23 protein-coding genes are annotated in these 22,882 nt (G+C 67.9%); 14 read left to right on the top strand and 9 right to left on the bottom strand.

The genetic code is table 11. From position 1 onward, the window contains the following. Nucleotides 1–5 precede the first annotated feature (5 nt). On the bottom strand, nt 6–2,084 hold the full coding sequence (pta, locus tag ACSDQ9_RS08835; RefSeq protein WP_435146137.1) for a phosphate acetyltransferase: 2,079 nt from the start codon (nt 2,082–2,084) through the stop codon (nt 6–8). Between the two features lie 77 nt (nt 2,085–2,161). On the opposite strand from pta, the gene ACSDQ9_RS08830 reads away from it, so the two are divergent. Both ACSDQ9_RS08830 and ACSDQ9_RS08825 read left to right on the top strand, forming a co-directional pair. Next, complete coding sequence (locus tag ACSDQ9_RS08830) at nt 2,162–2,962, top strand: deoxyribonuclease IV (RefSeq protein WP_435146135.1); 801 nt, start codon at nt 2,162–2,164, stop codon at nt 2,960–2,962. Between the two features lie 99 nt (nt 2,963–3,061). After that, nucleotides 3,062–4,891, top strand: coding sequence for an AMP-dependent synthetase/ligase (locus ACSDQ9_RS08825; protein WP_435146133.1), 1,830 nt, complete (start codon nt 3,062–3,064; stop codon nt 4,889–4,891). 123 nt (nt 4,892–5,014) lie between these two features. On the opposite strand, the gene ACSDQ9_RS08820 is transcribed toward ACSDQ9_RS08825, so the two are convergent. The 3 genes from ACSDQ9_RS08820 to ACSDQ9_RS08810 all read right to left on the bottom strand — a co-directional run bounded on the left by ACSDQ9_RS08820 (nt 5,015) and on the right by ACSDQ9_RS08810 (nt 8,778). Continuing rightward, entirely contained in the window at nt 5,015–6,739 is a 1,725-nt protein-coding gene (locus ACSDQ9_RS08820) for a glycoside hydrolase family 3 protein (RefSeq protein WP_435146131.1), read from the bottom strand. A 1-nt stretch (nt 6,740) separates the two neighbouring features. Continuing rightward, the gene (locus ACSDQ9_RS08815) at nt 6,741–7,679 is read right to left on the bottom strand and encodes an HAD family hydrolase (RefSeq protein WP_435146129.1); all 939 of its coding nucleotides are present in this window, start codon (nt 7,677–7,679) and stop codon (nt 6,741–6,743) included. 190 nt (nt 7,680–7,869) lie between these two features. Next, a complete protein-coding gene (locus ACSDQ9_RS08810) occupies nt 7,870–8,778 on the bottom strand; it encodes a TM2 domain-containing protein (RefSeq protein WP_435146127.1) in 909 nt (302 codons plus the stop codon). Between the two features lie 127 nt (nt 8,779–8,905). Here ACSDQ9_RS08810 and ACSDQ9_RS08805 point away from each other — a divergent pair, with 127 nt between their 5' ends. The 10 genes from ACSDQ9_RS08805 to ACSDQ9_RS08760 all read left to right on the top strand — a co-directional run bounded on the left by ACSDQ9_RS08805 (nt 8,906) and on the right by ACSDQ9_RS08760 (nt 17,122). Continuing rightward, on the top strand, nt 8,906–9,286 hold the full coding sequence (locus tag ACSDQ9_RS08805; RefSeq protein ID WP_435146125.1) for a rhodanese-like domain-containing protein: 381 nt from the start codon (nt 8,906–8,908) through the stop codon (nt 9,284–9,286). Nucleotides 9,287–9,341: 55 nt separating this feature from the next. Further along, complete coding sequence (gene thrC, locus ACSDQ9_RS08800; RefSeq protein WP_435146123.1) at nt 9,342–10,796, top strand: threonine synthase; 1,455 nt, start codon at nt 9,342–9,344, stop codon at nt 10,794–10,796. A gap of 164 nt (nt 10,797–10,960) precedes the next feature. Further along, nucleotides 10,961–11,248 carry a 30S ribosomal protein S6 gene (gene rpsF, locus ACSDQ9_RS08795; protein WP_435146121.1) on the top strand — a complete coding sequence of 96 codons (288 nt, stop codon included), beginning with the start codon at nt 10,961–10,963 and terminating at the stop codon, nt 11,246–11,248. A 96-nt stretch (nt 11,249–11,344) separates the two neighbouring features. After that, on the top strand, nt 11,345–11,893 hold the full coding sequence (locus ACSDQ9_RS08790; protein ID WP_435146119.1) for a single-stranded DNA-binding protein: 549 nt from the start codon (nt 11,345–11,347) through the stop codon (nt 11,891–11,893). Between the two features lie 125 nt (nt 11,894–12,018). Continuing rightward, nucleotides 12,019–12,258, top strand: coding sequence for a 30S ribosomal protein S18 (gene rpsR / locus ACSDQ9_RS08785; RefSeq protein ID WP_435146117.1), 240 nt, complete (start codon nt 12,019–12,021; stop codon nt 12,256–12,258). A 15-nt stretch (nt 12,259–12,273) separates the two neighbouring features. After that, entirely contained in the window at nt 12,274–12,723 is a 450-nt protein-coding gene (gene rplI, locus ACSDQ9_RS08780; RefSeq protein ID WP_435146115.1) for a 50S ribosomal protein L9, read from the top strand. Nucleotides 12,724–13,094: 371 nt separating this feature from the next. Then, nucleotides 13,095–14,402: an extracellular solute-binding protein gene (locus ACSDQ9_RS08775; protein WP_435146113.1), complete on the top strand. Its 1,308-nt coding sequence runs from the start codon at nt 13,095–13,097 to the stop codon at nt 14,400–14,402. A 71-nt stretch (nt 14,403–14,473) separates the two neighbouring features. Further along, nucleotides 14,474–15,325 (top strand): carbohydrate ABC transporter permease, encoded by an 852-nt coding sequence (locus ACSDQ9_RS08770; RefSeq protein WP_435146111.1) that lies wholly within the window; start codon nt 14,474–14,476, stop codon nt 15,323–15,325. Then, nucleotides 15,315–16,277 carry a carbohydrate ABC transporter permease gene (locus ACSDQ9_RS08765; RefSeq protein WP_435146109.1) on the top strand — a complete coding sequence of 321 codons (963 nt, stop codon included), beginning with the start codon at nt 15,315–15,317 and terminating at the stop codon, nt 16,275–16,277. Before ACSDQ9_RS08770 ends, ACSDQ9_RS08765 begins: the two co-directional genes overlap by 11 nt. A gap of 86 nt (nt 16,278–16,363) precedes the next feature. Beyond that, nucleotides 16,364–17,122: a hypothetical protein gene (locus tag ACSDQ9_RS08760; protein WP_435146107.1), complete on the top strand. Its 759-nt coding sequence runs from the start codon at nt 16,364–16,366 to the stop codon at nt 17,120–17,122. A 43-nt stretch (nt 17,123–17,165) separates the two neighbouring features. On the opposite strand, the gene ACSDQ9_RS08755 is transcribed toward ACSDQ9_RS08760, so the two are convergent. Both ACSDQ9_RS08755 and ACSDQ9_RS08750 read right to left on the bottom strand, forming a co-directional pair. Further along, entirely contained in the window at nt 17,166–17,714 is a 549-nt protein-coding gene (locus tag ACSDQ9_RS08755; protein WP_435146105.1) for an NUDIX hydrolase, read from the bottom strand. Between the two features lie 263 nt (nt 17,715–17,977). Beyond that, nucleotides 17,978–18,259 (bottom strand): GNAT family N-acetyltransferase, encoded by a 282-nt coding sequence (locus tag ACSDQ9_RS08750; protein WP_435146103.1) that lies wholly within the window; start codon nt 18,257–18,259, stop codon nt 17,978–17,980. A 58-nt stretch (nt 18,260–18,317) separates the two neighbouring features. Between ACSDQ9_RS08750 and ACSDQ9_RS08745 the strand changes: the two genes are divergently transcribed. Then, nucleotides 18,318–19,259 carry a phosphotransferase enzyme family protein gene (locus tag ACSDQ9_RS08745; RefSeq protein WP_435146101.1) on the top strand — a complete coding sequence of 314 codons (942 nt, stop codon included), beginning with the start codon at nt 18,318–18,320 and terminating at the stop codon, nt 19,257–19,259. After that, nucleotides 19,202–19,531 (top strand): hypothetical protein, encoded by a 330-nt coding sequence (locus ACSDQ9_RS08740; RefSeq protein WP_435146099.1) that lies wholly within the window; start codon nt 19,202–19,204, stop codon nt 19,529–19,531. Before ACSDQ9_RS08745 ends, ACSDQ9_RS08740 begins: the two co-directional genes overlap by 58 nt. A 100-nt stretch (nt 19,532–19,631) precedes the next feature. On the opposite strand, the gene ACSDQ9_RS08735 is transcribed toward ACSDQ9_RS08740, so the two are convergent. The 3 genes from ACSDQ9_RS08735 to ACSDQ9_RS08725 all read right to left on the bottom strand — a co-directional run bounded on the left by ACSDQ9_RS08735 (nt 19,632) and on the right by ACSDQ9_RS08725 (nt 22,866). Then, entirely contained in the window at nt 19,632–20,429 is a 798-nt protein-coding gene (locus tag ACSDQ9_RS08735) for a siderophore-interacting protein (protein WP_435146097.1), read from the bottom strand. Between the two features lie 200 nt (nt 20,430–20,629). Next, nucleotides 20,630–21,514, bottom strand: a complete 885-nt coding sequence (locus ACSDQ9_RS08730; protein WP_435146095.1) for a glycerophosphodiester phosphodiesterase family protein — start codon at nt 21,512–21,514, stop codon at nt 20,630–20,632. Continuing rightward, on the bottom strand, nt 21,511–22,866 hold the full coding sequence (locus ACSDQ9_RS08725; RefSeq protein ID WP_435146093.1) for a YibE/F family protein: 1,356 nt from the start codon (nt 22,864–22,866) through the stop codon (nt 21,511–21,513). The genes ACSDQ9_RS08730 and ACSDQ9_RS08725 overlap by 4 nt, the downstream gene beginning before the upstream one ends. Between the last annotated feature and the right edge of the window lie 16 nt (nt 22,867–22,882).

Below are 22,882 nucleotides of genomic sequence, written 5' to 3'. Positions count from 1 at the left end.
CGGCTTCAGGCCCGCTCGGCCTGGGCCTGGATGGCGGTGATCGCCACGGTGTTGACGATGTCGTCGACCAACGCCCCTCGGCTGAGGTCGTTGACCGGCTTGTTCAGCCCCTGCAGCACCGGGCCGACCGCCACCGCACCCGAGGTGCGCTGCACGGCTTTGTAGGTGTTGTTGCCCGTGTTCAGGTCGGGGAAGATGAACACGGTCGCCTGGCCGGCCACTTCGGAACCGGGCATCTTCTTCAGCCCGACGGCCGGGTCGACGGCCGCGTCGAACTGGATCGGACCCTCGACCAGCAGGTCGGGGCGGCGCTGCCGCACCAGATCGGTGGCCTCGCGCACCTTGTCGACATCGGCACCCGACCCCGACGTGCCGGTCGAGTACGACAGCATCGCGACTCGTGGTTCGATGCCGAACGCCTCGGCAGTCTGGGCGGACGAGATGGCGATGTCGGCCAACTGCTCGGCCGACGGATCGGGGTTGACGGCGCAGTCGGCATACACCAGCACCCGGTCGGGCATGCACATCAGGAAGCTCGACGACACGATCTTCACCCCGGGCTTGGTCTTCACGAACTCCAGGCTCGGGCGAATGGTGTTGGCGGTGGTGTTGATGGCGCCCGACACCATGCCGTCGGCCATGCCCAGGTGCACCATCATCGTGCCGACGTACGACAGGTCGGTGAAGGTCTCGCGGGCCTTCTCGATGGTCATTCCCTTGTGGGCGCGCAGCGTCGTGTACTCGGCGGCGAACCGTTCGATGAGTTCGGGGTCGCGCGGGTTGACGACGGTGGCGCCGCTGACGTCGAAGCCCAGGTCGAAGGAGCGTTGCTTGATCTCGGTCTCGTCACCCAGCAGCACCAGGTCGGCCACGCCTCGCTGCAGCAGGATGCTGGCCGACTCGATGATCCGGTCGTCTGCCGCCTCGGGCAGCACGATCGTCCGCTTGTCGGAACGTGCCTGCTGCATCAGCTGGTACTCGAACATCAGCGGGGTGCGAATGTCGGGGCGCTGCAGGTCGAGGGCGGCGATCAGGGCCTCGTGGTCGACGTGTTCGTTGAAGAGGCGTCGGGCGACCTCGATCTTGCGGGGCGAACTCGTCATGGTGCCCCACAGGCCGAACAGTTTCTCGGCGGTGCTGAACGTGCCCGACTCGACGGTGGCGATCGGGATGTCGACCCTGGTGCCCTCGAGCAGGCGCTGGATCGTGGCCGGCACTGGGTAGCCGCCGACCAGGAAGATCGCGGCCAGGTTGGGGAACGTGCCCGAGGAGTGGGCCATCAACAGCCCGGGCAGCAGGTCGAGCCGGTCCGACGGGGCGACCAGGGTGAACTCGTTCTCGAGCCGGTCGAGCAGGTTGGGCAGGGTCATCGACCCCACCAGCACGCCCAGGGATTCGCGATCGAGCATACGCTCGTTGCCCATCCAGAGCTGGGCATGGGTGGCCTCGACCTGCTGGCGCACGGTGGGGGCGCCGAGGATCGGATCATCGGGGATGACGGCCGTCACCAGCGGGTCGTCCGCGCTCGAGAACTCGGCCAGATCGGTGCGCAGGCCGCCGGCGATGCCGGGCTGCACCCGGTTGGCGATCAGCCCGATGACGTCGTTGTGCACGGCGGTGAACTCGGCCATCGCCAGCCGCATCGACGCCTTGATCTCTTCGGCCTCGTGCTGTGGTCCGCCGCCGACGATCACCACGGGGGCGTTCAGGTTGGCGGCCACCAGCGCGTTGAACGTCATCTCGGTGGGCGCCTGCACATCGGCATAGTCGGAGCCGACGATCACGATGGCGTCGAAGCGGTCGCGGATCGCCCCGTACTTGTTGACGATGGTCGACATCGCCTCTTCTGGGTCGGCCAGCACCTCGTCGTAGCTGACGCCGTACGCCTCGTCGTAGGCCTGCTCGATGGTGGCCAGGCCGACCAGGGTGGTGGTGACCTCGTCGGGCTCGGTTCCGGTGCGCACCACGGGGCGGAACACTCCGACGCGCTTCACCTCGCGGGTGAACGATTCGATCAGCCCCAGGGCGATCGCCGACTTGCCGACCCGCCCCTCGGGGGAGGCGATGAAGATGCTCTTGGTCACGCTCGCAGCCTATCGGGGACGACCCCGGGCGTCCGCTGGCGGACGGTCTTGTCGGTGGGCTGAACTAGGCTGGCGCCATGTCCGCAGATCTTCGCATCGGTGCCCATGTCGACAACCTCGACCCCGTCTCCGAGGCGCTCGCGCGGGGGGCATCGGTCTCGCAGTTCTTCCTCGGCGACCCGCAGTCGTGGAAGGCCCCCAAGCTCGCCTTCCCGGGCGGTGCCGCGGCCCTGAAGGCGTCGGCGGACGAGGCCGGGGTGCAGCTGTTCGTGCATGCCCCCTACGTGATGAACGTCGCCTCGACCAACAATCGCATCCGCATTCCTTCGCGCAAGCTGCTGCAGCAGACGGTCACCGGTGCCGCCGAGGTGGGCGCGACCGGCGTGATCGTCCACGGTGGGCACGTGACGGCCAATGAGGAGCCCGAGGTGGGCTTCGAGAACTGGCGCAAGTGCATCGACGGGCTCGACCTGCCGATCCCGATCCTGATCGAGAACACCGCCGGTGGCGGCAATGCGATGGCCCGCAAGCTGGAGCGGATCGACCAGCTGTGGTCGGCGATCGAGGGGTCGCCGAACGCCGATCGGGTGGGTTTCTGTCTCGACACCTGCCACGCCCATGCCGGCGGCGAGGAGCTGGTCGGGCTGGTCGAACGGGTCAAGGCGATCACCGGACGCATCGATCTCGTGCACTGCAACGACTCCCGCGATGCGTTCGACTCCGGCGCCGACCGGCACGCCAACCTGGGTGCCGGCCAGGCCGATCCCGACGGCATCGCCGAGGTCGTCCGCCTGGCCGGCGCTCCGGTGGTCGTGGAGACCCCGGGAGGCGTGGACGAGCACACCGCCGACATCGCCTGGCTGCGCGACCGCCTCTGACGGGACTCGACCGACGGAACGTGGTTGCGCCCACCCCAGCAGGTGCTGACACCGCCTACCTACGCCACAGTAGGATTGCGCGAGACCCGAAGGAGAGTCATGCCCGCACCCCTCGACCTGATCGAGACGGATCACCTCTGGCAGCTGTTCGACCGCGCCGCCACCACCTACGCGTCGCGAATCGCCACCCGGGTCAAGCGGGACGACCGCTGGGTCGACCTCACCTATGCCGATCTGCGCCACCTCGCGACGCGGGTCGCCCGGGCCTTCGTCCGCGATGGTGTCGGTCGCGGTGATCGTGTCGCCCTGTTCGCCCCGAACCTGCCGGAGTGGACCGCCGTCGACCTCGGCGTGCAGTACTCCGGAGCGGTGTTGGTGCCGATCTACGCCACGTCGACGCCCGATCAGATCGCTCACATCGTGCGTGATTCGGGCGCCTCGACCATGATCATCGGCGGCGAGGCCGAATGCGATCGGGTGCTCGAGGCCCGCGAGCAGCTGGGGGCCGACTGGCCGGTGGTCAGCCTCGACGAGGGCCTGCAGCGAGACGGGGTCGTCCGGTTCTCGGACTGGTTGACGACGGACGACGAGGCCTCCGCCGATGCCGAACTGGCCGTCCGGTTGGCGGCGCAGTCCGCGGACGACCTGACCGCCCTGGGCTACACCTCGGGCACCACCGGCGACCCGAAGGGCGTCATGCTCACCCACGGTGCGCTGGTCGCGCAGTGCCGCGCCGTGGCCAACCTGTTCGACTTCTCGCCCGAGGATCACTCGCTGTGCTTCCTGCCGCTCAGCCACGCGCTCGAGCGGGCCTGGCAGTGGATGGTGATCGCCCACGGGTGCCGCAACACCTACTGCCCCAACCCGCGCAAGGTCGCCGACATGCTCACCGAGGTGCAGCCGACCCTGATCGTCAGCGTTCCCAAGCTGTACGAGACCGTCTACCGGGTGGCCCACGAGAAGGCCGCCACGAGTCCGGTCAAGAAGCGCATCTTCGACTGGGCCCTGCGGGTCGGCGGGCAGATGCAGCATTCGTACCGCAAGGGCAAGGAGCCGTCGGTGGTGTGGCGCTCCCAATTGGGGCTGGCCGACAAGCTGGTGCTGAAGAACATCCGTGAGGCCATGGGTGGCGAGAAGACCGTGATGGCCTGCGGTGGTGCGCCGATCCGGCGCGAGGTCGAGGAGTTCTTCTCGGCCGCGGGCATGCCGATCTTCACCGGCTACGGCCTGACGGAGGCATCACCGCTGGTCAGCTTCAACTCGCCGGCGGCCTTCAAGGTTTCGTCCGCGGGTCGGGTGATGGTGCCGGGTGAGCTGAGGGTGGGCGCGGAGTCCGAGATCTTGTACCGCGGTCCCAACCTGATGTCGGGCTACTGGAACAACCCCGAGGCGAGTGCCGAGGCCATCGACGACGAGGGGTGGTTGCACACCGGCGACGCCGGCTACATCGACTCCGACGGGTTCCTGTTCATCACCGACCGCATCAAGGACATCATCGTCACCTCGGGCGGCAAGAACGTCGCCCCGCAGCCCATCGAGGGGTTGATCCTGTCGGACCCGCTGTTCGAGCATGCGGTGCTGATCGGTGAGGGACGACCCACGCTGACGCTGCTGGTGCGGCCCTCGCTGCCGCACCTGGAAGATCTGGCCGACCGGCTGCAACTGCCGAAGGGCAACCCCGCCGACCTGCTCACCAACCCCGCCGTCGTGGACGAACTGAAGTCCCGGGTGCAGGCGCTCACGGCGAAGTTGCCCAGCCACGAGCAGATCCGCGACCTGCGCGCCTCGCTGGAGGAGTTCACGATGGAGAACGGCCTACTGACGCCGACCCTGAAGGTGCGCCGGCGCGAGGTGGAGAAGAAGTTCTCGCACCTGATCGAGGAGATGTACGCCAGGATCGCGGAGCTCAGGCGTCACAAGGACGACTGACGAGGGTCGTGGCAAGCATCGCGTTTGCCTCCCGAATGCGCGTTTGCCCCTGTTGCAACGGCGGCATGTGCGCGTTCGGCAGGCAAACGCGGGGGGTGCCCGCGACGCGGCCTCCCTGTCGGCTCAGAGCTTGGCCTGCCACTTCTCGGTCCAGACCAGCTCATTGGCGGTGCCCTTGAACTCCGACTTGCCCTCGAGCTTGTCGAGCGTGGCCCGCACGTTGCCCTCGTTGGGGTGATAGGCGTTGATGTAGGCCTTCACCATGGTGGCGTCGTGCAGATGCGTCGTGAAGTTGTGGCTGACCATGAACGTCGGCACTTCCCACACATACCAGGGCACCTCGTTGCTCATCGCGGTCTTCCACTGGATGCGGTAGTTGTTCTGCGCGCCGTAGCCGATCACCTCGGCGAGCACCAGGGCGGCGTCGACCTCCTCGCGGTAGGCGAGCGTGGCCCCCTTCACCCGGGTGGTGCCGTCGTTGACGCTGACCTCGTAGCCGCGCTCGTTGAGCAGCTTCACGTACAGGTTCAGCATCTCGGGCTCACCGCCGCCCGTGATGCCGCCGACCTCGCCGGTCAGGTGGTAGATGCGCACCCGCTTGTGGTCGGTCGGGTTCAGGGGCAGCTGGTCGAGGGTGTTCTTGACCAGCGTGATGCCCAGGTCGGCCGCCTCGGCCTGCATCGCCAGGTGCTCGTCGCAGCCGACGACCTCGAGGGCCTCCTTCGTGCGCAGCAGGGTGCCCTGCTCGCGGCGCTCGTGCAGGCGCAGCTTCGCCTTCAGGCCGAGAATGCGGCGGTTGGCATCGTCCAGACGTTCCTGGGTGATGATGCCCTTCTCGACGCCGGCCTTCATGAAGCCGAAGTCCTCTTCGAGGTTGTTGAAGAACAGGAACGCGTCGCAGCCGGCCGCGATCGACAGCGGAACGTAGTCCTCACGCCGCATGGCCGCGGTCATGCCGAGCATGTGCGACGCGTCGGTGATGACGGCGCCGTTGAAGCCCAACTGGGTCTTGAGCAGGCCATTCAGCAACTCGGGTGCCAGGGTGGCCGGCATGATGTCGGCGTCGGCCAACTCGGGGTTCAGCTTCTGCGAGTAGTAGGGCAGCGCGATGTGGCCGGCCATGATCATTTCCACGCCGTTGTCGATGTGCGCGGCGTACACCCGACCGAACGACTCGTCCCACTGCTCGGGAGACAACTCATTCACACCGAGGACGAGGTGCTGGTCGCGTTCCTCGGTACCGTCACCGGGGAAGTGCTTGATGGCGGTCAGGATGCCCGACTCGCGCTGCCCCTCCACGAACGGAATGGTGTACTTGATGACATCGTCGGCATTCGTGCCATAGGCGCGGGTGTTGACGATGGTGTTGCGCCAGTTCTCGAGAATGTCGACGCAGGGGTCGAAGTTCAGGTTGGCGCCGATGGCGTCCATCTCGCGGCCCGACACGTACCCGGCATTGCGGGCGACCTCGACCGAGCCCGTCGCCTCGGTCTGCGCGCCCGACGCGATGTAGGTGCCGTCCTTCATGGCCCCGTTGCCGCCCGAGTCGCAGTTCGCCGCGATCAGCAGCGGAATCTTCGAGGCGGTCTGCAGGCGGTTCAGCAGGTCCTGCACCTGGTCGGAGGCGCCACCGTGGTAGCGGGCGAGACCCACGTGGAACTTCTCGATGATCTGCTCGGCGGTGTAGGAGTTGCCCGAGAAGGCGTCCTCGCCGAAGAAGAACAGGTTGGTGAACAACTGCCCGACCTGCTCGTCGAGCGACATGCCGGCGAGGGTCTCCTCGACCCAGGCGACCTGCGCCTCGTCCAAGTTGTAGGGGGCGGCGGTCAGATCAACGATTTCGGCCATGTCACTTCACCTTCGGCATCGGAACGGAACGGTTGCCGGAGATGGTTTCCCACGGCACCTGGTCGGGCAGGTAGCTGGTGAACTCGTCAATCAGCTGGGCCTGGTAGTCACCGGCGTAGGTGCCGGCGAGGAATCGGGGCAGGGCCTCGGCAGTGAACCGGGCCCAGGAGTGCTTCTCGTTGCCCGGCAGGATCGGGTAGTAGAGGCAGCCGGCCTTCGCGGCGGCGTCCCGGTCGCCCGGAGCGTCACCGATCAGCATGATCTTGTCGGCGTCGTACTTGCCGGTGGCGGCGTAGCCGACGTGCTCGGCCTTCGAGCCCATCTCCTGCCCCGCGATCACCTTCATGTACTGGGCGATGCCGTGCGCGTTCCACTCGTACTCGAGCGCGTGCAGGGGGGTGGCCGACACGGTCATGCAGTCGACGTCGGTCTGCATGGCCTGCATCGCCTCGCGCACCCCGGGGAAGGGTCCGCAGCCGTGCACCATGTCGGCGATGGACGCGTTCACCGCGTTGCCCCAGGTGACCGCCTTGTCGATGGTCTCGGACGGGTGGTCAGCCTGGTAGCGCAGAATGCCGACATCGGAGAGGGGGTAGCCCTCGGCCTCGATGAAGGCCGTCAGTTCGGGGTACTCGGGGATCGTCACCCCACGCTCGGCCACCTCGACCCGGTCGCGCAGCAGGTCGAGCAGCTGCTTGAGCGCAAGCCAGCGGTTGAGCCCGCGGGTCACCGAACCGAGGTTGACGAACAGTGCGGTCTGGCGGGCCAGGGTCGAGATGGGCTGCAGGTCCCAGTGCTTGATCGACGTCGGGGTGAAGCACTCCTGGTGCTTGATGTCCATGGCGTCCATGGCGCAGCCGTCGGAGTCGATGCCGACGAAGAACTCCTTGGTCGGCACGAAGTCCACGAGCGGCTGGGCAGCGTTGGGGTGGTCACTCATGCACCCATTCAACGTCGGGGACGAGCTTCGCGCCGCCTTTTGCCAAGCGTTGCCGAGGCGAGGCGGCGATCACCGGGTTCGGCCACCCACCCGGACGAGGATTGACCGCCACAACCCGCACGCGGGCTCGCTGCGCCCCCCTTGCAAGGCGGCGCGACGAGCCCGCGTGCGGGTTGTGGCGGTGTCTGGGTCAGCGCAGCGGACGACCCTGGGCGTCCTTGGGATCGCCGACCAGCATGAGGATGCCGTCGATCAGTCCCCACAGGCTGCCGACGCCGAAGGTGACGATGGAGACCACCAACTGCAGCACGCCCAGGGTGATGTGGCCGGTGTAGAACCGGCCGACGCCGAGGCTGCCGAGCACGATGCCGAGGATGCCGGCGACGGTCTTCTGCTTGTCAGAGAAGGGGATGCCGGTTTTGGGGTCGATGCCGTAGGGGGCATCGGGGCTGGAACCGTACGGTGCCATGGCGCCATAGCCATAGGCCTGCTGGCCGGAATCGCCGTAGACGTAGTTCTGCTGCTGCTGCGCGTAGGGGTCGGCGGCGTAGGCAGCCTGCTGCTGGCCGTACTGGTCGGTGCCGTAGGGCTGCTGCTGGGTCTGGCCGTACTGATTGTCGCCGTAGACCGGCTGCTGCCCGTACTGGTCGGTGCCGTAGACCGGCTGCGCAGTCTGGCCGTACTGGTTGTCGCCGTACTGGTTGTCGCCGTATAGGTTCTGGGGCTCGGCGTAGGTCTGGTTCCACGTCTGCTGCTCGTACCCGGCCGAGGGCTGGCTGCCGGCGCTGTACTGGCTGCCGGCGCTGTACTGGCTGTCACCGCCGTATTGGCTCGCGCTGGGCTGATTCCACGGGTCCTGCTGCGCGGCGGAGGGCTGGCTGCTCGCCGAGGCCTGTGCCGACGCCGATCCCTCACTGGCCGGCGCACTCTGGCCGGCCCAATCCTGGGAGGCGGAGGTCTGGGAAGCTGAGGCCTGGGAAGCGGAGGCCTGGGAGGCCGAACCCTGGGACACCGAGCCGGGCCACACGTTCTCGTCCGAGGTCTTGGGTGCCCACGGGTTCGGGTCACCCTGCTGCTGGTTCTGCCAGTCGTTGCTCATGATTGCCCTTTCAGCGAGCGGTCGGCTCAAGCGTAGGCCAGCGGCGTACCTGTGCGAAGAGTCGTTCGGTGTCGCGCGAGCCGCCGTGGGGGTGCGATCCGGGCTCACCCCTGCTGCAATGGACTCCATGGGTTTCAAGGACTTCCTGGCCAGCAAGGTCATGCCGAGCGGCGGTATCGGTGTCGACGAGGCACTGGCGCTGCTCAGCAAGGGCGGGGTGCTCGTCGACGTGCGCACGCTCGATGAGTACGTCGCCGGTCACGCGCCGGGTTCCAAGTTGGTCGACCCCCGGGAACTCGCCGCCGACGCGTTCGCGGCCGTGCACGCTGGGAACCCGCTGGCCGAACCCGACGGCACCTTCGTGCTGATCTGCGACTCCGGGCTGCGCTCGGGGCACCTCGTGCCGGCCGTGCGCGAGCAGGGCCACTCCTGCGAGTTCGTCGCGGGCGGCCTGCGGGCCTGGAAGACGGCCGGTCAGTTCCTGCTGCCGGGGCCACCTCGGCGCTGAGTCCGCCAGTGCGCGTGCAGGCCAAGGCTCGCGGCGTCCGATCTAGGCTGACCTCGTGCTCTACCTCTCGACCCGCGACACCGACATCCGGGCCAGCTTCTGCGACATCCTGCTCGAGGGGCTCGCGGCCGGCGGCGGCCTGTACCTGCCCGAGTCGTACCCGACCCTGACCACGGACGACCTCGCGGCCCTCCGCGCGCTGCACCAGGACGAGGGCTACGCCGCCGTCGGGCACCGCATTCTGAGCCTGTTCATTGACGACATCCCCAGTGACGACCTGCGCGACATCTGCGAGCGCGCCTGGAACGGGGAGGTCTTCTCCGACCCCGCCGTGGTTCCCGTCAGCCGGCTCGACGCCGTCGATGAGCGGCTGTGGCTCGCCCATCTCTCCGAGGGGCCCACCGCCGCGTTCAAGGATCTGGCCATGCAGTTGCTGGGTCAGTTGTTCGAGTACGAGCTGGCCCGCCGCGGCCAGACCCTGACCATTCTCGGCGCCACCAGCGGCGACACCGGCTCGGCCGCCGAGTACGCCATGCGTGGTCGCGCGGGCATCGAGACCTTCATGCTCACCCCGGCCGGACGCATGACCCCGTTCCAGCAGGCGCAGATGTTCTCGCTGGACGACCCGGGCGTGCACAACCTGGCCGTCGACGGGGTCTTCGACGACTGCCAAGACCTGGTGAAGGCCGTGATGGCCGACGCCGATTTCAAGCGCGAGCACAGCATCGGCGCCGTCAACTCCATCAACTGGGCCCGCCTGGTCGCCCAGGTCGTCTACTACGTGATCGCCTGGCTCGAGGTGACCGACCGCGACGACCAGCAGGTCTCGTTCACCGTTCCCACCGGCAACTTCGGCAACGTCTGCGCCGGCCACGTCGCCCGCCAGCTGGGCCTACCGATCCGCCGGTTGGTGGTGGCCACCAACGAGAACGACGTGCTCGACGAGTTCTTCCGCACCGGTATCTACCGTCCCCGGGGTTCGGACCACACGCCGGCCACCAGCTCACCCTCGATGGACATCTCGAAGGCCTCCAACCTCGAGCGCTTCATCTTCGACCTGGTCGGACGAGACGCCGCCCGCCTGCGCGAGCTGTTCGCCGGCGACCTGCCCGAGCGGGGGTTCTTCGATCTCTCCGACGACCTGGGCCGCATCGGTGACCAGTTCGGCTTCAGCTCGGGTTCCTCGACCCATGCCGACCGGGTCGCCACCATTCGCCGCGTGCACGCCGAGGCCGGGGTGACCATCGATCCGCACACCGCCGATGGTGTGAAGGTCGCCCTCGACCAGCTCGACCAGCTCGACCAGGCAGACCAGCCTGACGACGAACCGATGATCGTGCTCGAGACCGCGCTCCCGGTGAAGTTCGCCGACACGATCCGCGAGGCCCTGGGGCACGAACCGGAGTTCCCCACCCGGTTCGCGGGTCTGCTCGAGGCTCCGCGCCATGTCGACGACCTGCCCCTCGACGTCGAGGCCCTCAAGCACTACATCGCCCGTCACCGGGGCTGAGCCCTCGTCCGACCTGGTCACCGCCCCGATTTCCCCGGACGACGGCCGCGCGCGTAGACTCGTCCCTCGGTGCGCTCCGCCTCCTGTGGGGCGCGCCAGGCATTCGCCCTCCTGCCACGGGAACGACTCGTGGCCGCCGAGACCAGAGGAGGTGGAGTTCGCGCATGCGCAAGTACGAAGTCATGGTCATCATTGACCCCGAGGTGGACGATCGTCAGGTTTCTCCCCTTGTTGAGAAGCACACCGCCGTCATCACCAAGGCCCAGGGCACGATCGACAACGTCGACGTGTGGGGCCGCCGTCGGTTCTCCTACGACATCAACAAGAAGTCGGAAGGTTCCTACGTCGTCATCAACCTGACCGCCAACCCCGCTGACGTCAAGGAGATGGACCGTCTGATGTCCATCGACGAGTCGATCATGCGGACCAAGGTTCAGCGCGTCGACGCCTGAGTTGTCCACAGCCTTGGGCTGACCCCTGTTTTCTGTCAGTGCTCACTGGCAGGCTGAGGTCGACAGCCCAAGCACACGTCCGATTCGGAGACCCCCATGGCAGGCGAAACGCCCATCACCATCATCGGCAACCTCACCGCCGACCCAGAACTGCGCTTCACCCCCTCGGGTGCGGCCGTGGCCAGCTTCACGGTGGCCTCGACCCCGCGCACGTTCGACCGTCAGTCCGGTGAGTGGAAAGACGGTGATGCCATGTTCCTGAACTGCTCGGTGTGGCGTCAGGCCGCCGAGAACGTGACCGAGTCCCTCACCAAGGGCATGCGCGTCATCGTGAACGGACGACTGAAGTCACGCAGCTACGAGACCCGCGAGGGCGAGCGTCGCACCGTGTTCGAGGTCGAGGTCGAAGAAGTCGGTCCCTCCCTGCGCTACGCCAGCGCCAAGGTCAACCGGAACCCCAGCGGTTCCGGTGGCGGCCAGGGCGGTGGCGGCGGCTGGCAGAGCCAGCAGTCCCAGCAGCAGGGCGGCGGCCAGGGTGGTTCCAGCCAGGGCGGTTGGAACAACTCGGGCAGCCAGGGCGGCGACAACCGCGGCGGCGGCACTGACCCCTGGGCTTCGGCCCAGGCCGAGGAGCCCCCGTTCTGATCGGTGCCTGATCGAGTCCGCTCGATCGGCGCTCAGCTCAGAGCCCACCACGTTCCCGGCGGCTCGTCCGCCATCCACGACAGGCCCTTCCGGCGAGAGCCGGGCCCACACGAAGGAGCACCACAATGGCCGGTCCACAGCGCAAGCCTGTGAACAAGAAGAAGATCGTCCCGGTGAAGTCGGTTCGCGTCGCGAACGTCGACTACAAGGACACCGCAACCCTGCGCAAGTTCATCTCCGAGCGCGGGAAGATCCGCGCCCGCCGCGTCACGGGCCTCTCGGTCCAGGACCAGCGCAAGGTCGCCATCGCGATCAAGAACGCGCGCGAGATGGCTCTGCTGCCCTACGCCTCGACCGCTCGCTGAGAAGGGGACTGACACATGAAGCTCATTCTCACCGCTGCCATCGACAAGCTCGGCATTGCCGGCGACATCGTCGAGGTCAAGGACGGCTACGGCCGCAACTACCTGCTGCCGCAGGGCAAGGCGATCGCCTGGACCCGCGGCGCCGACAAGCAGATCGAGGGCCTCAAGCGCGCTCGTGACGCCCGTCAGGTGCGCGACCTGGGTCACGCCAACGAGCTGCGCGAGCAGATCGAGGGCCTGACCGTCGAGCTGCCGGCCCGTGCCGGCGCCGAGGGCAAGCTGTTCGGTGCGGTCACCGCCGCCGACATCGCCCTGGCCGTGAAGAAGGCCGGTGGCCCGGCCGTCGACAAGCGCTCGGTGCAGGTTGCCAAGCCCATCAAGACCGTGGGTTCGCACACCGTCGGCATCAAGCTGCACGACGCCGTCACCGCCCACGTGGCCGTGGCCGTGGTTGCCGCCAGCTGAATCACCGCCTCCCGGCCGATGCGTGCCGGGTGAGCCACACGGGGCTCGGATCCTTCGGGATCCGGGCCCCGTTGTCGTGTCCCCGTCGTCCGCCTGACGACGCCGGAGAACACCGAAGTGCTCAGGCGGGCTGCACGGCTCGTCCGACCCTCACAGCCCACCGAGACCACATCGTGACCGTCTGCACAGGAGGCAAGAAGTGGCAAGAGCTTGGGACGACCCCGTTGGTTGCGATTCGATCACAGCCAGTGGGCAAGCGCTTTCCCAGCGCGTAGAGTTCCCGCCAACGGACACCACCCAACCCGGGGTCGGAGCGTCCACCCTTCGTCAACGCAGATGAACACGACCCAGGTGGTCGTTCAGGAGGAACAATGCTCAACCGTCGTCAGCTCATCGGTGCGGCCGGTGCTGCCGGCATCGGCCTGGCCGCCGCTGCCTGTGGCTCGTCCACGACCCCGACCAAAGCCAACACGCCCGCCAAGGTCAACTCGAGCGCCGAGCTGAAGGGCACGCTGAACCTGCTCACCCCCGAGTTCGCCGGTGCCGAAGGCAAGGCCGCGCTCGAGGGCAAGGTGCTCAAGCCCTTCACCGAGCAGCACCCGGCCGTCAAGTTCCAGGTCGACTACACCCCGTGGGACAAGCTGAACGAGAAGCTGTCGACCCAGATCGCCGGCGGCAGCCCCTCGGACATCATCATGTTCGGCATGGGCTGGACCCAGCCCTTCGCCCACAAGAAGATCGTCGCCGAGATCGACAAGACCGCCATCGGCGCGGACGACGTCGTGCCCAACCTGCTGGAGAACGCCTCCTACGACGGCAAGCTGTTCTCGGTGCCGATGCACCTGGAGTCGCGTCCGTTCCTGTACCGCAAGGACCTGCTGGGCAAGGCCGGCTTCACCGATGCCGACATCAACGTCGACACGATCGACGACTTCACCGCCCTGCTCAAGGAGATCAAGGGCAAGACCGGCAAGTTCCCGCTCGACATGCTCGCCTCGAGCCTGCGCCAGGCGTGGGGCCAGATGATCTTCGCCTACGGCGGCACGCAGTTCGCCCCCGACGGCATGAGCATCACCTTCGACCAGGAGCCCGGCGTCAAGGCCCTCGAGTGGCTGGTCATGCTGCAGAAGGAAGGTCTGTCGGACTTCAACCTGCGCGTGGCCACCGGTCAGCCCGGCGCCTACCAGACCAACAAGGCCCTGATCAGCTGGAACAGCTCGGCCGTGTGGCCGACCTTCGCCAAGCAGGCCCCCGACCTGATCAAGGACGAGAACCTCGGCATCATGCTGTGCCCGGGCACCTCGGCCGACAAGAAGGTCATCTACCAGGGCGGCACCCTGGCCGCGCTGTCGGCTCGTTCGAAGAACCCCGAGGCCGCCATCGCCGCCATCGCCTACATGATGAGCGACAAGGGCCTCACCGAGCAGGTGCGCTTCACCGGCAAGGTGCCCGCGCGCAAGATCCCGGCCGACGCCGAGATCGACGCCAACAAGATCGCCAAGTTCTCCTCCGACAACCTGCAGTACTCCGTCACCGACGGCGGCACCCCCGCCTGGATGGAGATCCGAGGCAAGATGGATCCGATCATGGAGGCCGGCGTGCTCGGCAAGAAGTCGGTCAAGGACACCATTGCCGACCTCAAGGCGATGGCCGAGGACTCGATCGGCCGCGTGAAGTGACCGCAACGACCACTGCGACGCCTGCGGGGGTCACCAGCCCCCGCAGGCGTTCGTCGCAGCGTGCGGAGAAGATGTGGGGTTGGATCCTCACCCTTCCCGCTTTCGTGCACACCCTGCTGTGGGTCGGCGGCCCGGTGGTCGCCGCCATCATTCTGAGCTTCACCGACTACGACGTGGTCAACGCGCCGGTCTTCAACGGCGTCGACAACTACGCCGAGATCATGGGCGACGGGGTGTTCTGGCGGGCCCTGTGGCACAACCTGATCATGGTCGTCATCGGCGTGCCGATCTCGATGTTCATCGCGCTGGTGCTCGCGGTCGCCCTCAATCAGGGCCTGAAGGCTCAGTCGTGGTTCCGCACGATGATCTTCATGCCCCACGTGACCGCGACCGTGGCCATCGCCATGATCTGGCTGTGGATCTACGCCCCCAACGAGGGCGGCCTGGCGAACGTGCTGCTCGGCTTCGTCGGCATCACGCCGCAGGCCTGGCTGACGAACTCGAACCTGGCGCTGCCCGCGGTGATCATCGTCACCATCTGGCAGGGCATCGGCCTGAAGATGCTGATCTACCTCGCCAGCCTGCAGGGTGTCTCCCAGGAGCTCTACGAGGCCGCCGATGTCGACGGGGCCTCGACGATCCAGAAGTTCTGGCACATCACGGTGCCGATGCTTCGTCCGGCGACCTTCTTCGTGTTGGTCACCTCGATCATCGGCAACTTCCAGACCTTCGACCTGATCTACAACCTGACCAACGGTGGCCCCGCGAACGCCACCACGGTGATCACCTACCAGATCTACGTGGCTGCCTTCCAGCAGTTCCGCATGGGTTACGCGACCGCCCAGTCGGTGGTGCTGCTGCTCGTGCTGATCGTGATCACGCTCATCTCACGGAAGGTGGTGGGAAACACCGATGGCGACTGACATTCACGTCCCCGGCAACGTCGCGGACGACAGCGTCGAGGAGATCGAGAACGCCGAGGCCACGCACACCGTCAAGGCACCCTCGCAGCGGCGTCGCCGCTTCTGGGGTCGGGGCGTGCTGTGGGTGGTGCTGCTGATCGTCTCGCTGGCGATGGTGCTGCCGTTCGTGTGGATGTTCTTCACCGCGGTGCGCTCGCCCAGGGAGATCGGCATGGAACGTCCGCCGTTCATCCCCAGCGAGTGGCACTTCGAGAACTTCGGACGAGCGCTGCAGGCGGCCCCGTTCGGCATCTTCGCCCGGAACAGCTTCATCATCGGCGCCTTCAACGTGGTGTCGACGCTGGTGCTGGGCAGCGCGGCCGGATATGCGCTGGCCAAGTTGCGGTTCAAGGCGGCGCCGTTCATCTTCGCCTGGTTCCTGGCGACGATGATGATCCCGTTCTACGCGACCGTGATCCCGGCCTTCCTGATGGTGCGGTTCATGCCGCTGTTCGGTGGCAACAACATCATCGGCCAGGGCGGAACGGGCTGGATCGACTCGTGGTGGGGCCTGCTGGTTCCCGGCATGGTCTCGACGTTCTCGATCTTCCTGCTGCGCCAGTTCTACGTGACCACTCCCTCGGAGCTGATCGAGGCCGCGCGACTCGACGGCCTCTCGGAGCCACGCATCTGGCTGCAGATCGTGACCCCGCTGATCAAGCCGGGGCTGCTGACGGTGGGTCTGCTGGCATTCGAGGCCGGCTGGAACAACTTCCTGTGGCCGTTGCTGGTCACCCAGAGTGAGAACCTGCGGGTGATCCAGTTGGGTCTGTCGGTGTTCCGGCAGGAGTCGACCACCGAGTGGGAACTGCTGATGGCGGCCACCACCATGGCAGCGGTGCCGATGATCATCCTGTTCCTGATCTTCCAGCGTTACTTCGTGAACGGGTTCGTGAACTCCGGCATCAAGTGACGTCGTCCCTCCACCAGCCAACTGCCCGGGTGTCTCCTCACCCGGGCAGTTCGGTTTCCCCGCCACCATCAGGAAGACTGCACCCCATGGCATCCACGTCGTCCGGGCGCCGGGCCAAGGCTGGCTCCAAGCCCGCGCGGACCGGCCCGACCCGCACCTCGCAGCTGATGGGCTTCCTGCGCAAGCCGTCGGCCTTCTTCTCGTCCAACTGGGCCGCCTTGGTGGCCGTGCTCGCGGTGGTGCTCACGATTCCCGGGCTGGCGGGGGTGATGCGCGTGGTCACCTCGCTCAACCGACACGCGGACGAGGGCTGGGCCACCGTGTGGCGGCAGGTGCAACAGACGTGGCGGCGTGACCTGCCGATCTCGCTGCTCGCGTGGATCGTGGTGCTCGGCACGGCGGCCAACATCTGGGCGGCCGCGCACGTGGGTTCGGGCACCAGGGTCGCCGTGATCGGCTTCATCACCCCGATCGTGTGGGTGCTGACGGTGCTGATGGCCGCCTACACCGGCGCCGCCTCGGCACGCCCGCTGACGGCGACCCGCACCGAGGTGCTGCAGTTGGCCGCCATGCTGCTGAAGCAGCGGCCGCTGCGGGCCTGGCTCACCCCGGTGGTGCTGCTGGTGTCGTCCCCGGTGGTGTTCTTCCCGCCGTTGACGGTGGCGGTCGGCACGAGCGTGCCGGCGTGGCTGGTGGGGGACTGGCTGGGCGTTCGTCCGTGGCGGGAACAGCTCGACCCCCACGCCGAGGACGGTGAGGCGGGCGACCCGGACGACCTGGAGTTGCGCTGGCGAGCCCTGCAGCAGGAGAACCAGCGGCGGGGTGCCCAGGGCGACGTGAGCTGAGCGAGTCCCTCAGCTGAGCGAGTCCCTCAGCTGAGCGAGTCCCTCAGCTGATCGAGTCCCGGTGGAGAGAGAACTCGCCCCGCTCGAGGTCGTCGAGGTAGTGCCGCAATGTGAGTCGCACGGTGCGGAAGGCCAGCTTCTCCCAGGGGATGTCGGCGACGTCGAAGAGCTTGTTCTCGATGGTCTCGATGCCGGGGGAGAGGTCGAGGTCGTCGAGGGAGGCGCGGAAGAACAGGTGCAGCTGGCCAGCCTTGATCACGTCGATGGCCGTGAACAACCCCTGCAGGTGCACGCGGGCGCCGGCCTCCTCACGGGTCTCGCGTTCGGCGCCGTCGCTGATCGACTCGCCGAGCTCGAGGAAGCCGCCGGGCAGCGTCCAGAAGTACTTGCGGGGTTCGATGTTGCGCCGACACAGCAGCACGGTGCGGCCCGCGTTCCAGGTCGGGATCGTGCCGACCACGTTGATCGGGTTGACGTAGTCGACGTAGCCGCACGCAGGGCACACCGGACGAAGGCGGTCTTCCATCGGCGGGATGCGCCGCTCCATCGCGGTGCCGCACACGCGGCAGAACCTGATCTCGGGAGCGCTCACGCTCCCACCCTCTCACGGCCGCCCGGGCCCCGACGCGGCCCATCTCGTCCCCGGCCATCTCGTCCCGCCATCCCGTGCGGGGGGCCATCCCGACTTGGCTTCAGTTGGTGCACATGGCTTCGGCCCAGAACCGAAGCCATGTGCATCAACTGAAGCTACGTCGGGATGGGCGGGGGTCTCACACGTGTGGAATTACACGCCTGTGGTTTTCCACAGTGTGGATAACCCCTGTGGACAACTCCCGCCAGGGGTGGGGACGACCGTCAGGCCAGCAGGTCGGCGTAGTCGGGGTGACGCTTCACGAACGTCGCCACGAAGGGGCACGTCGGCACGATCGTCTGCCCCGCCTCGCGAATCTGGTCGAGCGCGCCCTGCACCAGCTGGCCCCCGATGCCCTGACCGCCGAACTGCGGGAACACCTCCGTGTGGGTCAGGTCGAGCACGTCGCCCGACTGCACATAGTCGATGAAGCCCGCCAGCTCGCCGTTGAAGTGCACCTCGTAGCGCGACGCGGAGGGGGCATGGGTCACGGTCACATCAGCCATGCGTCCAGTCTGCCCCGCGCCCTCGTCCGGGTGGGGCAAGAATCACTACGCTTCACGAATGGACGACATCACCATCGAGGGCTGGCCCGATCGGGGCTTCCTCGCCACCCATTGGCCGCAGCTGGGCACGATTCACCTCGCCCAGATCAACGGCGGGGGGTTGCGGCTCGACACCGAGGCGGGGTTCGTCCACCTGAAGAAGCGTCCCCGCACGTCCATCCAGGCCGAGACCTGGATTCTCGAGCAGCTCACCGAGCAGGGCGTGCCCGTGCCCGATCTGGTGCCCACCGCCACCGGCGCCAAGCACGTCATGTTCGGCCATGAGGCGGTGCTGGTCTACGCGGAACTGCCGGGCGCTGCCTGGGGCGACTACACCGCCCCCGACGCCGGGGCCAACATGCGCAAACTGGGTGCCGCCGCTGCCAGCCTGCACCTCGCGATGGCCGAGATCGACGTCACCGGGGCCCTCGCTCGCGGTCTGCACGTGCGTCAACGGCGGCGCGGCACCGAGGGGCTGCCGGTGCAGATCATCCACCGCGACTACCACGCCGGCAACGTGCTCTTCGACGGCGAGGTGGTCACGGGCTACATCGACTCCGACCACCTCGAGCTCGGCCCGCGCTGGGTCGACCCGCTCTACGGCTCCCTGTCGGGCATGGCGCGCCTGTTCGAGGTCGGACGAGAGGCTGAGTGGCTGCCCCTGTTCGAAGAGATGGTGGCGGGCTACCACGCCGTCAGCCCGGTCACGCCGCTCGAGGCGGAGCGGACCGTCGAGCTGATGATCGGCATCGAGGAGGACTTCCTCGCCTGGTTCCTGCGTGACCAGGACGAGCAGAATGCCCTGCTCACCGTGCTGATGATCGAGCGGGTGCACCGGCAGCGCGACGAGATCAATGAGGCCGTCGCCCGGGCGATGAACCGCTGCCCCGCGAGAATCGGGGGATGGATTCCTCGCTCAGCCCTCTCGGCCTCGGCCGCATCCTCGGCGTCGTCGGTCTGATCGGCACGCTGGTGACGGTGGCGATCGCGATCGTGGCCGCCGTCCGCGCCTCGGGAATGGCACGGTCGCTGTGCATCGCCGCCGCGGTGCTCGCGGCCCTCGGCGCGCCGATCAGCTTCCTGCAGGGGCTGCTGTACTCGGCGTTGGGCACCAACGGAATCCTTGCGTCGGCCGTGCTGGGCCAGCTGGTCTCGGTGGTCGCCTGGGCACTGCTGTGCGTCGCCGTGATGAGTGCCTCGTCCCGCCATCGAGCGCCGGCCACGTACGCCTGACGCCAGGGCTCCAGCCGTCGCCACATGACCGAGTCCCTGACCCGCAGGCCCCTGACGACCTGACCCCGGCCACCGCGCCCGACATCACTCCGGAGGGCGGTCAGACCACCTCGGCCTGAGTCTCGCGCACGAAGTCCTTCTTGATCGAGCGCCACTGCTCATCGTCGAGCCCGCGCCGCCAGTACGGCGAGCACGACAGCCAGTCGGGGTCGACTCGTCCGTTAGCGAGCACCTCGCGCCGCACCAGCCGGGTCTCCATCGCCTCGCCGTGCACGAACGCGCTCACGCGTCCGGTGGGCGCCGGCAGCGCCGCCACCGCGGTCGCGAGCAGGGAGTCGGGGTCGTCCGCGCCCTCACGGTGCACCCACACCACGGTGAGTGCTCCCGGGGAGGCCAGCTCGATCTGCCCGGCCGCGTTCTCGACCTCGACCACCACCGTGACCGGACGCCCCGCGGGAACCCGCTCGCAGGCGACCGCAATCGCCGGCAGCGCCGACTCGTCGCCGACGAACAGGTAGGCATCGGCGTCCGCATGGGGGTTGTACTCCCCACCGGGGCCACGCAGTTGCAGCAGGTCGCCGGGGCGGGCGCCGCGAGCCCACCGGCCGGCGAAGCCGACCTCGCCATGGGCCACGAAGTCGAGGGTCAACTGGCGGGTGTCGGGGTCCCACGCGCGCACCGTGTAGCGGCGCGGGAAGGGGCGTTGCTCGCGCGGCAGGTCGCGCGTCTCGTCGGTGTCGAAGGGCACCGTGTAGGGGGCACCCTCGGGAACGAAGAAACAGTTCACGTACGAGTCCGCGAACTCACTGGGACTGAACTCGTCGAGACCGGGCCCGCCGAGCACCACCCGCCACAGGTCGGGGGTGAGTTGATGGGACGAGATGACCTCGGCGTACATGGTTGCTCCTGGGATCGGTTCACCGCCCAGTCTGGCAGGCCGGCGGAATCGGTTCGCGCCGGGGACACGGGCGAGGTGCGGCCGCAGTGGTGGTCAAACCGCAGCAGCTCAGGCCGACCGTTGCGCACCAGCGAACGCTCGGGCTCAGCTGCTGCGGTTTGACCACATCGGGGTCGACACCCGCGCCACCACCCCCAGCGTCAGCGCAGGCCCTCGTCGCGCAGATGACTCGACAACAGGTCGGGCCAGTCGGTCTGGATGATGTCGATGCCGAGCGCGAGCATCGTGCCCCACCCGAGCACGGGGTCGGAGAGCACCGAGGTGACATCGTCGTAGCCCGCATACCGGCGCAGCCCGTCGGCCAGATTGAGGCTGTTGGCCCACACCAGCAGCCCACGGTCCTTCAGGTCGGCGATCACCTCGGGCTGGCAGAACGGGTCGTCGGGGTCGCCGGCCAACACCTCGACGGCCACCAGGTTGAGCCGCTCCCGGGCCAGCAGGGCCTCGACGTCGTCGAGGGTGCGCACCATGCCCATGTAGGGGAAGGCGACGTCGCTGGCCTCGAGCAGATCGAGCCGATCGTCCAACATCGGTGACTTCACCAGGAACCGCCCCGGCCGCGGGTCGGTGGCGAGCACCGGCAGCAGGTGCTCCCAGTGCGGCCAGGCCCGATCGAGGTTGAGCAGCGTCGTCGGCTGGGTGCGCAGCACCGTCGACAACCGCTCCACCGGCTGCTCGGGGTCGATCCAGCGGTACCGCAGCTCGTCGATCTCGGACGACGGCAGCGTCGCCAGGTCGGGAACGACGCTGCCGCCCGTGGGCGAGGCGAAGTGGTAGGGCTCGTAGCCGGTGTGGAAGCAGTAGAGCTGCCCGTCGGTCGAGGCGACCACGTCGATCTCGACCAGGTCTCCTCCCCGACGCACCGCCGCGGCCACGGCGGCCGCGGTGTTCTCGACGATCGTGCCCCCGAAGGTGCCGCGGTGCACGGCCACCAGTGGACGACGTCCCGCGCCGGCCCGCGCCAGATCCGCGTTGATCTCGGCGTGCTCGACCCGCCCGAAGGTGGGCATCAGATGCAGACTCATGCGGGCTCCTCGAGGGGGGCGGTGTCGGGTGGGACGGTGTCGGGGCGGCGGTAGCGAGCATCGCCCGGGTCGGTCGTCCGGTCGTCGGCATCGTCGCCCGAACCGTCGCCCAGGCCGGAGGTCGCCTCGTCCGGGGGTGGACGACGCCCCAGGCTGACCGCCGCCACGCCCACCGCGGTGGTGACGGGCACGGCCAGCACCAGGCCGATCGAGGCGATGGTGGTGCGCAGCAGTTCGGCGGCGAAGATCTCGGAGGTGAGCACCTCGGGCAGGGGCCGCTCGAGAATCGTGAGCAGCAACAGCACCGGCAGGGCCGCGCCGGCCGAGGCGAAGGCGATGGTGTAGACCGTCGAGGCGATGTGGTCGCGGCCGATGCGCATGGCGCTGCGGAACAACCGTCGGCGGTCGGTGACGGTGTCCGCGAGCTCCCACACGGCCGAGGCCTGGGTGATGGTGACGTCGTTCAGGGCGCCCATCGCCGCCACGATCACCGCGCAGATCACCACCGAGGTGAGCAACAGTTCGGGGGACGAGGCCGACAGCACGTAGTCGTCTTCACCACTGATGCCGGTCAAGTGGGCCCAGCGCACGCCGACCCAGCCGAGCACGGCCGTCAGCAGCAACCCGAACAGCGTGCCCACCAGAGCGGTGGTCGTCCGCAGGGTGAAGCCGTGGGCGAAGTAGAGCACCACGAACATGATGGCCGCGCTGCCGACGATGCCCACCAGCAGCGGGTCGCGGCCCTCGATCAGCGCCGGCAGCATGAACCGGGCGATGATCACGAAGGCGAACCCCAACCCGAGGATCGACAGCAGCCCCCGCAGCCGGGCGACCGCGATCACGACCACGGCGAACGCGATCGCGAACACCGTCAGCGGCAGGGTGCGCTCGAAGTCGCGGAAGGAGTAGGCCACCTGGGGTGGATTGCTGCCCTCGAGCGGGATGCGGTACAGCGAAACCTTGTCGCCCACGCTGACCCCCGAGCGCAGGTGCGCATTGGTGAGGGTGAACGACTCCTGGTGGCCGGTGTCGGGGCCGTCGTTGACGGTGACCTGCACCTCGACGCAGGCCGACTCGACCCCCGGCACGGAGCCGGCCTGACCCTCGCAGGCGACCTGTCGGGTGGCGGTGATGGTGCCCACGTGCGTGGTGGTGCCGGGCAGCACCTCTTGAATACCGGCGGTGTTGACGTGGCTCGAGACGTCGTCGGGCCACAGCACCACCAAGCCGATCACGGTCGCGATGGCCAGCGGGATCAGCGCCGCCAGCAGGTAGGTGAGGGCGGAGCGCCGATGGCTGCGCTGGGCATCGGTGAGTGGCTCGTCCGATTCGCCGTGGTGGTGACCTGCCATCGTCGCCTCTCGCGCC

Origin of the sequence: Aestuariimicrobium soli (assembly GCF_051192575.1) — a bacterium.
GTDB classification, from domain to species: Bacteria; Actinomycetota; Actinomycetes; order Propionibacteriales; family Propionibacteriaceae; genus Aestuariimicrobium; species Aestuariimicrobium soli.
This window is presented reverse-complemented; position numbering and strand designations above follow the sequence as displayed.

Bases quoted from the DNA above. Each gene is read 5' to 3' on its own strand.
- ACSDQ9_RS08770 (WP_435146111.1), top strand. From the start codon at position 14,474: ATGTGGGGTTGGATCCTCACCCTTCCCGCTTTCGTGCACACCCTGCTG.
- rplI (WP_435146115.1), top strand. From the start codon at position 12,274: ATGAAGCTCATTCTCACCGCTGCCATCGACAAGCTCGGCATTGCCGGC.
- ACSDQ9_RS08765 (WP_435146109.1), top strand. From the start codon at position 15,315: ATGGCGACTGACATTCACGTCCCCGGCAACGTCGCGGACGACAGCGTC.
- rpsF (WP_435146121.1), top strand. From the start codon at position 10,961: ATGCGCAAGTACGAAGTCATGGTCATCATTGACCCCGAGGTGGACGAT.
- ACSDQ9_RS08740 (WP_435146099.1), top strand. From the start codon at position 19,202: ATGGATTCCTCGCTCAGCCCTCTCGGCCTCGGCCGCATCCTCGGCGTC.
- ACSDQ9_RS08825 (WP_435146133.1), top strand. From the start codon at position 3,062: ATGCCCGCACCCCTCGACCTGATCGAGACGGATCACCTCTGGCAGCTG.
- ACSDQ9_RS08820 (WP_435146131.1), bottom strand. From the start codon at position 6,739: ATGGCCGAAATCGTTGATCTGACCGCCGCCCCCTACAACTTGGACGAG.
- ACSDQ9_RS08810 (WP_435146127.1), bottom strand. From the start codon at position 8,778: ATGAGCAACGACTGGCAGAACCAGCAGCAGGGTGACCCGAACCCGTGG.
- ACSDQ9_RS08735 (WP_435146097.1), bottom strand. From the start codon at position 20,429: ATGTACGCCGAGGTCATCTCGTCCCATCAACTCACCCCCGACCTGTGG.
- ACSDQ9_RS08760 (WP_435146107.1), top strand. From the start codon at position 16,364: ATGGCATCCACGTCGTCCGGGCGCCGGGCCAAGGCTGGCTCCAAGCCC.
- rpsR (WP_435146117.1), top strand. From the start codon at position 12,019: ATGGCCGGTCCACAGCGCAAGCCTGTGAACAAGAAGAAGATCGTCCCG.
- ACSDQ9_RS08775 (WP_435146113.1), top strand. From the start codon at position 13,095: ATGCTCAACCGTCGTCAGCTCATCGGTGCGGCCGGTGCTGCCGGCATC.
- ACSDQ9_RS08750 (WP_435146103.1), bottom strand. From the start codon at position 18,259: ATGGCTGATGTGACCGTGACCCATGCCCCCTCCGCGTCGCGCTACGAG.
- ACSDQ9_RS08725 (WP_435146093.1), bottom strand. From the start codon at position 22,866: ATGGCAGGTCACCACCACGGCGAATCGGACGAGCCACTCACCGATGCC.
- ACSDQ9_RS08790 (WP_435146119.1), top strand. From the start codon at position 11,345: ATGGCAGGCGAAACGCCCATCACCATCATCGGCAACCTCACCGCCGAC.
- ACSDQ9_RS08730 (WP_435146095.1), bottom strand. From the start codon at position 21,514: ATGAGTCTGCATCTGATGCCCACCTTCGGGCGGGTCGAGCACGCCGAG.
- ACSDQ9_RS08745 (WP_435146101.1), top strand. From the start codon at position 18,318: ATGGACGACATCACCATCGAGGGCTGGCCCGATCGGGGCTTCCTCGCC.
- ACSDQ9_RS08815 (WP_435146129.1), bottom strand. From the start codon at position 7,679: ATGAGTGACCACCCCAACGCTGCCCAGCCGCTCGTGGACTTCGTGCCG.
- ACSDQ9_RS08830 (WP_435146135.1), top strand. From the start codon at position 2,162: ATGTCCGCAGATCTTCGCATCGGTGCCCATGTCGACAACCTCGACCCC.
- ACSDQ9_RS08805 (WP_435146125.1), top strand. From the start codon at position 8,906: ATGGGTTTCAAGGACTTCCTGGCCAGCAAGGTCATGCCGAGCGGCGGT.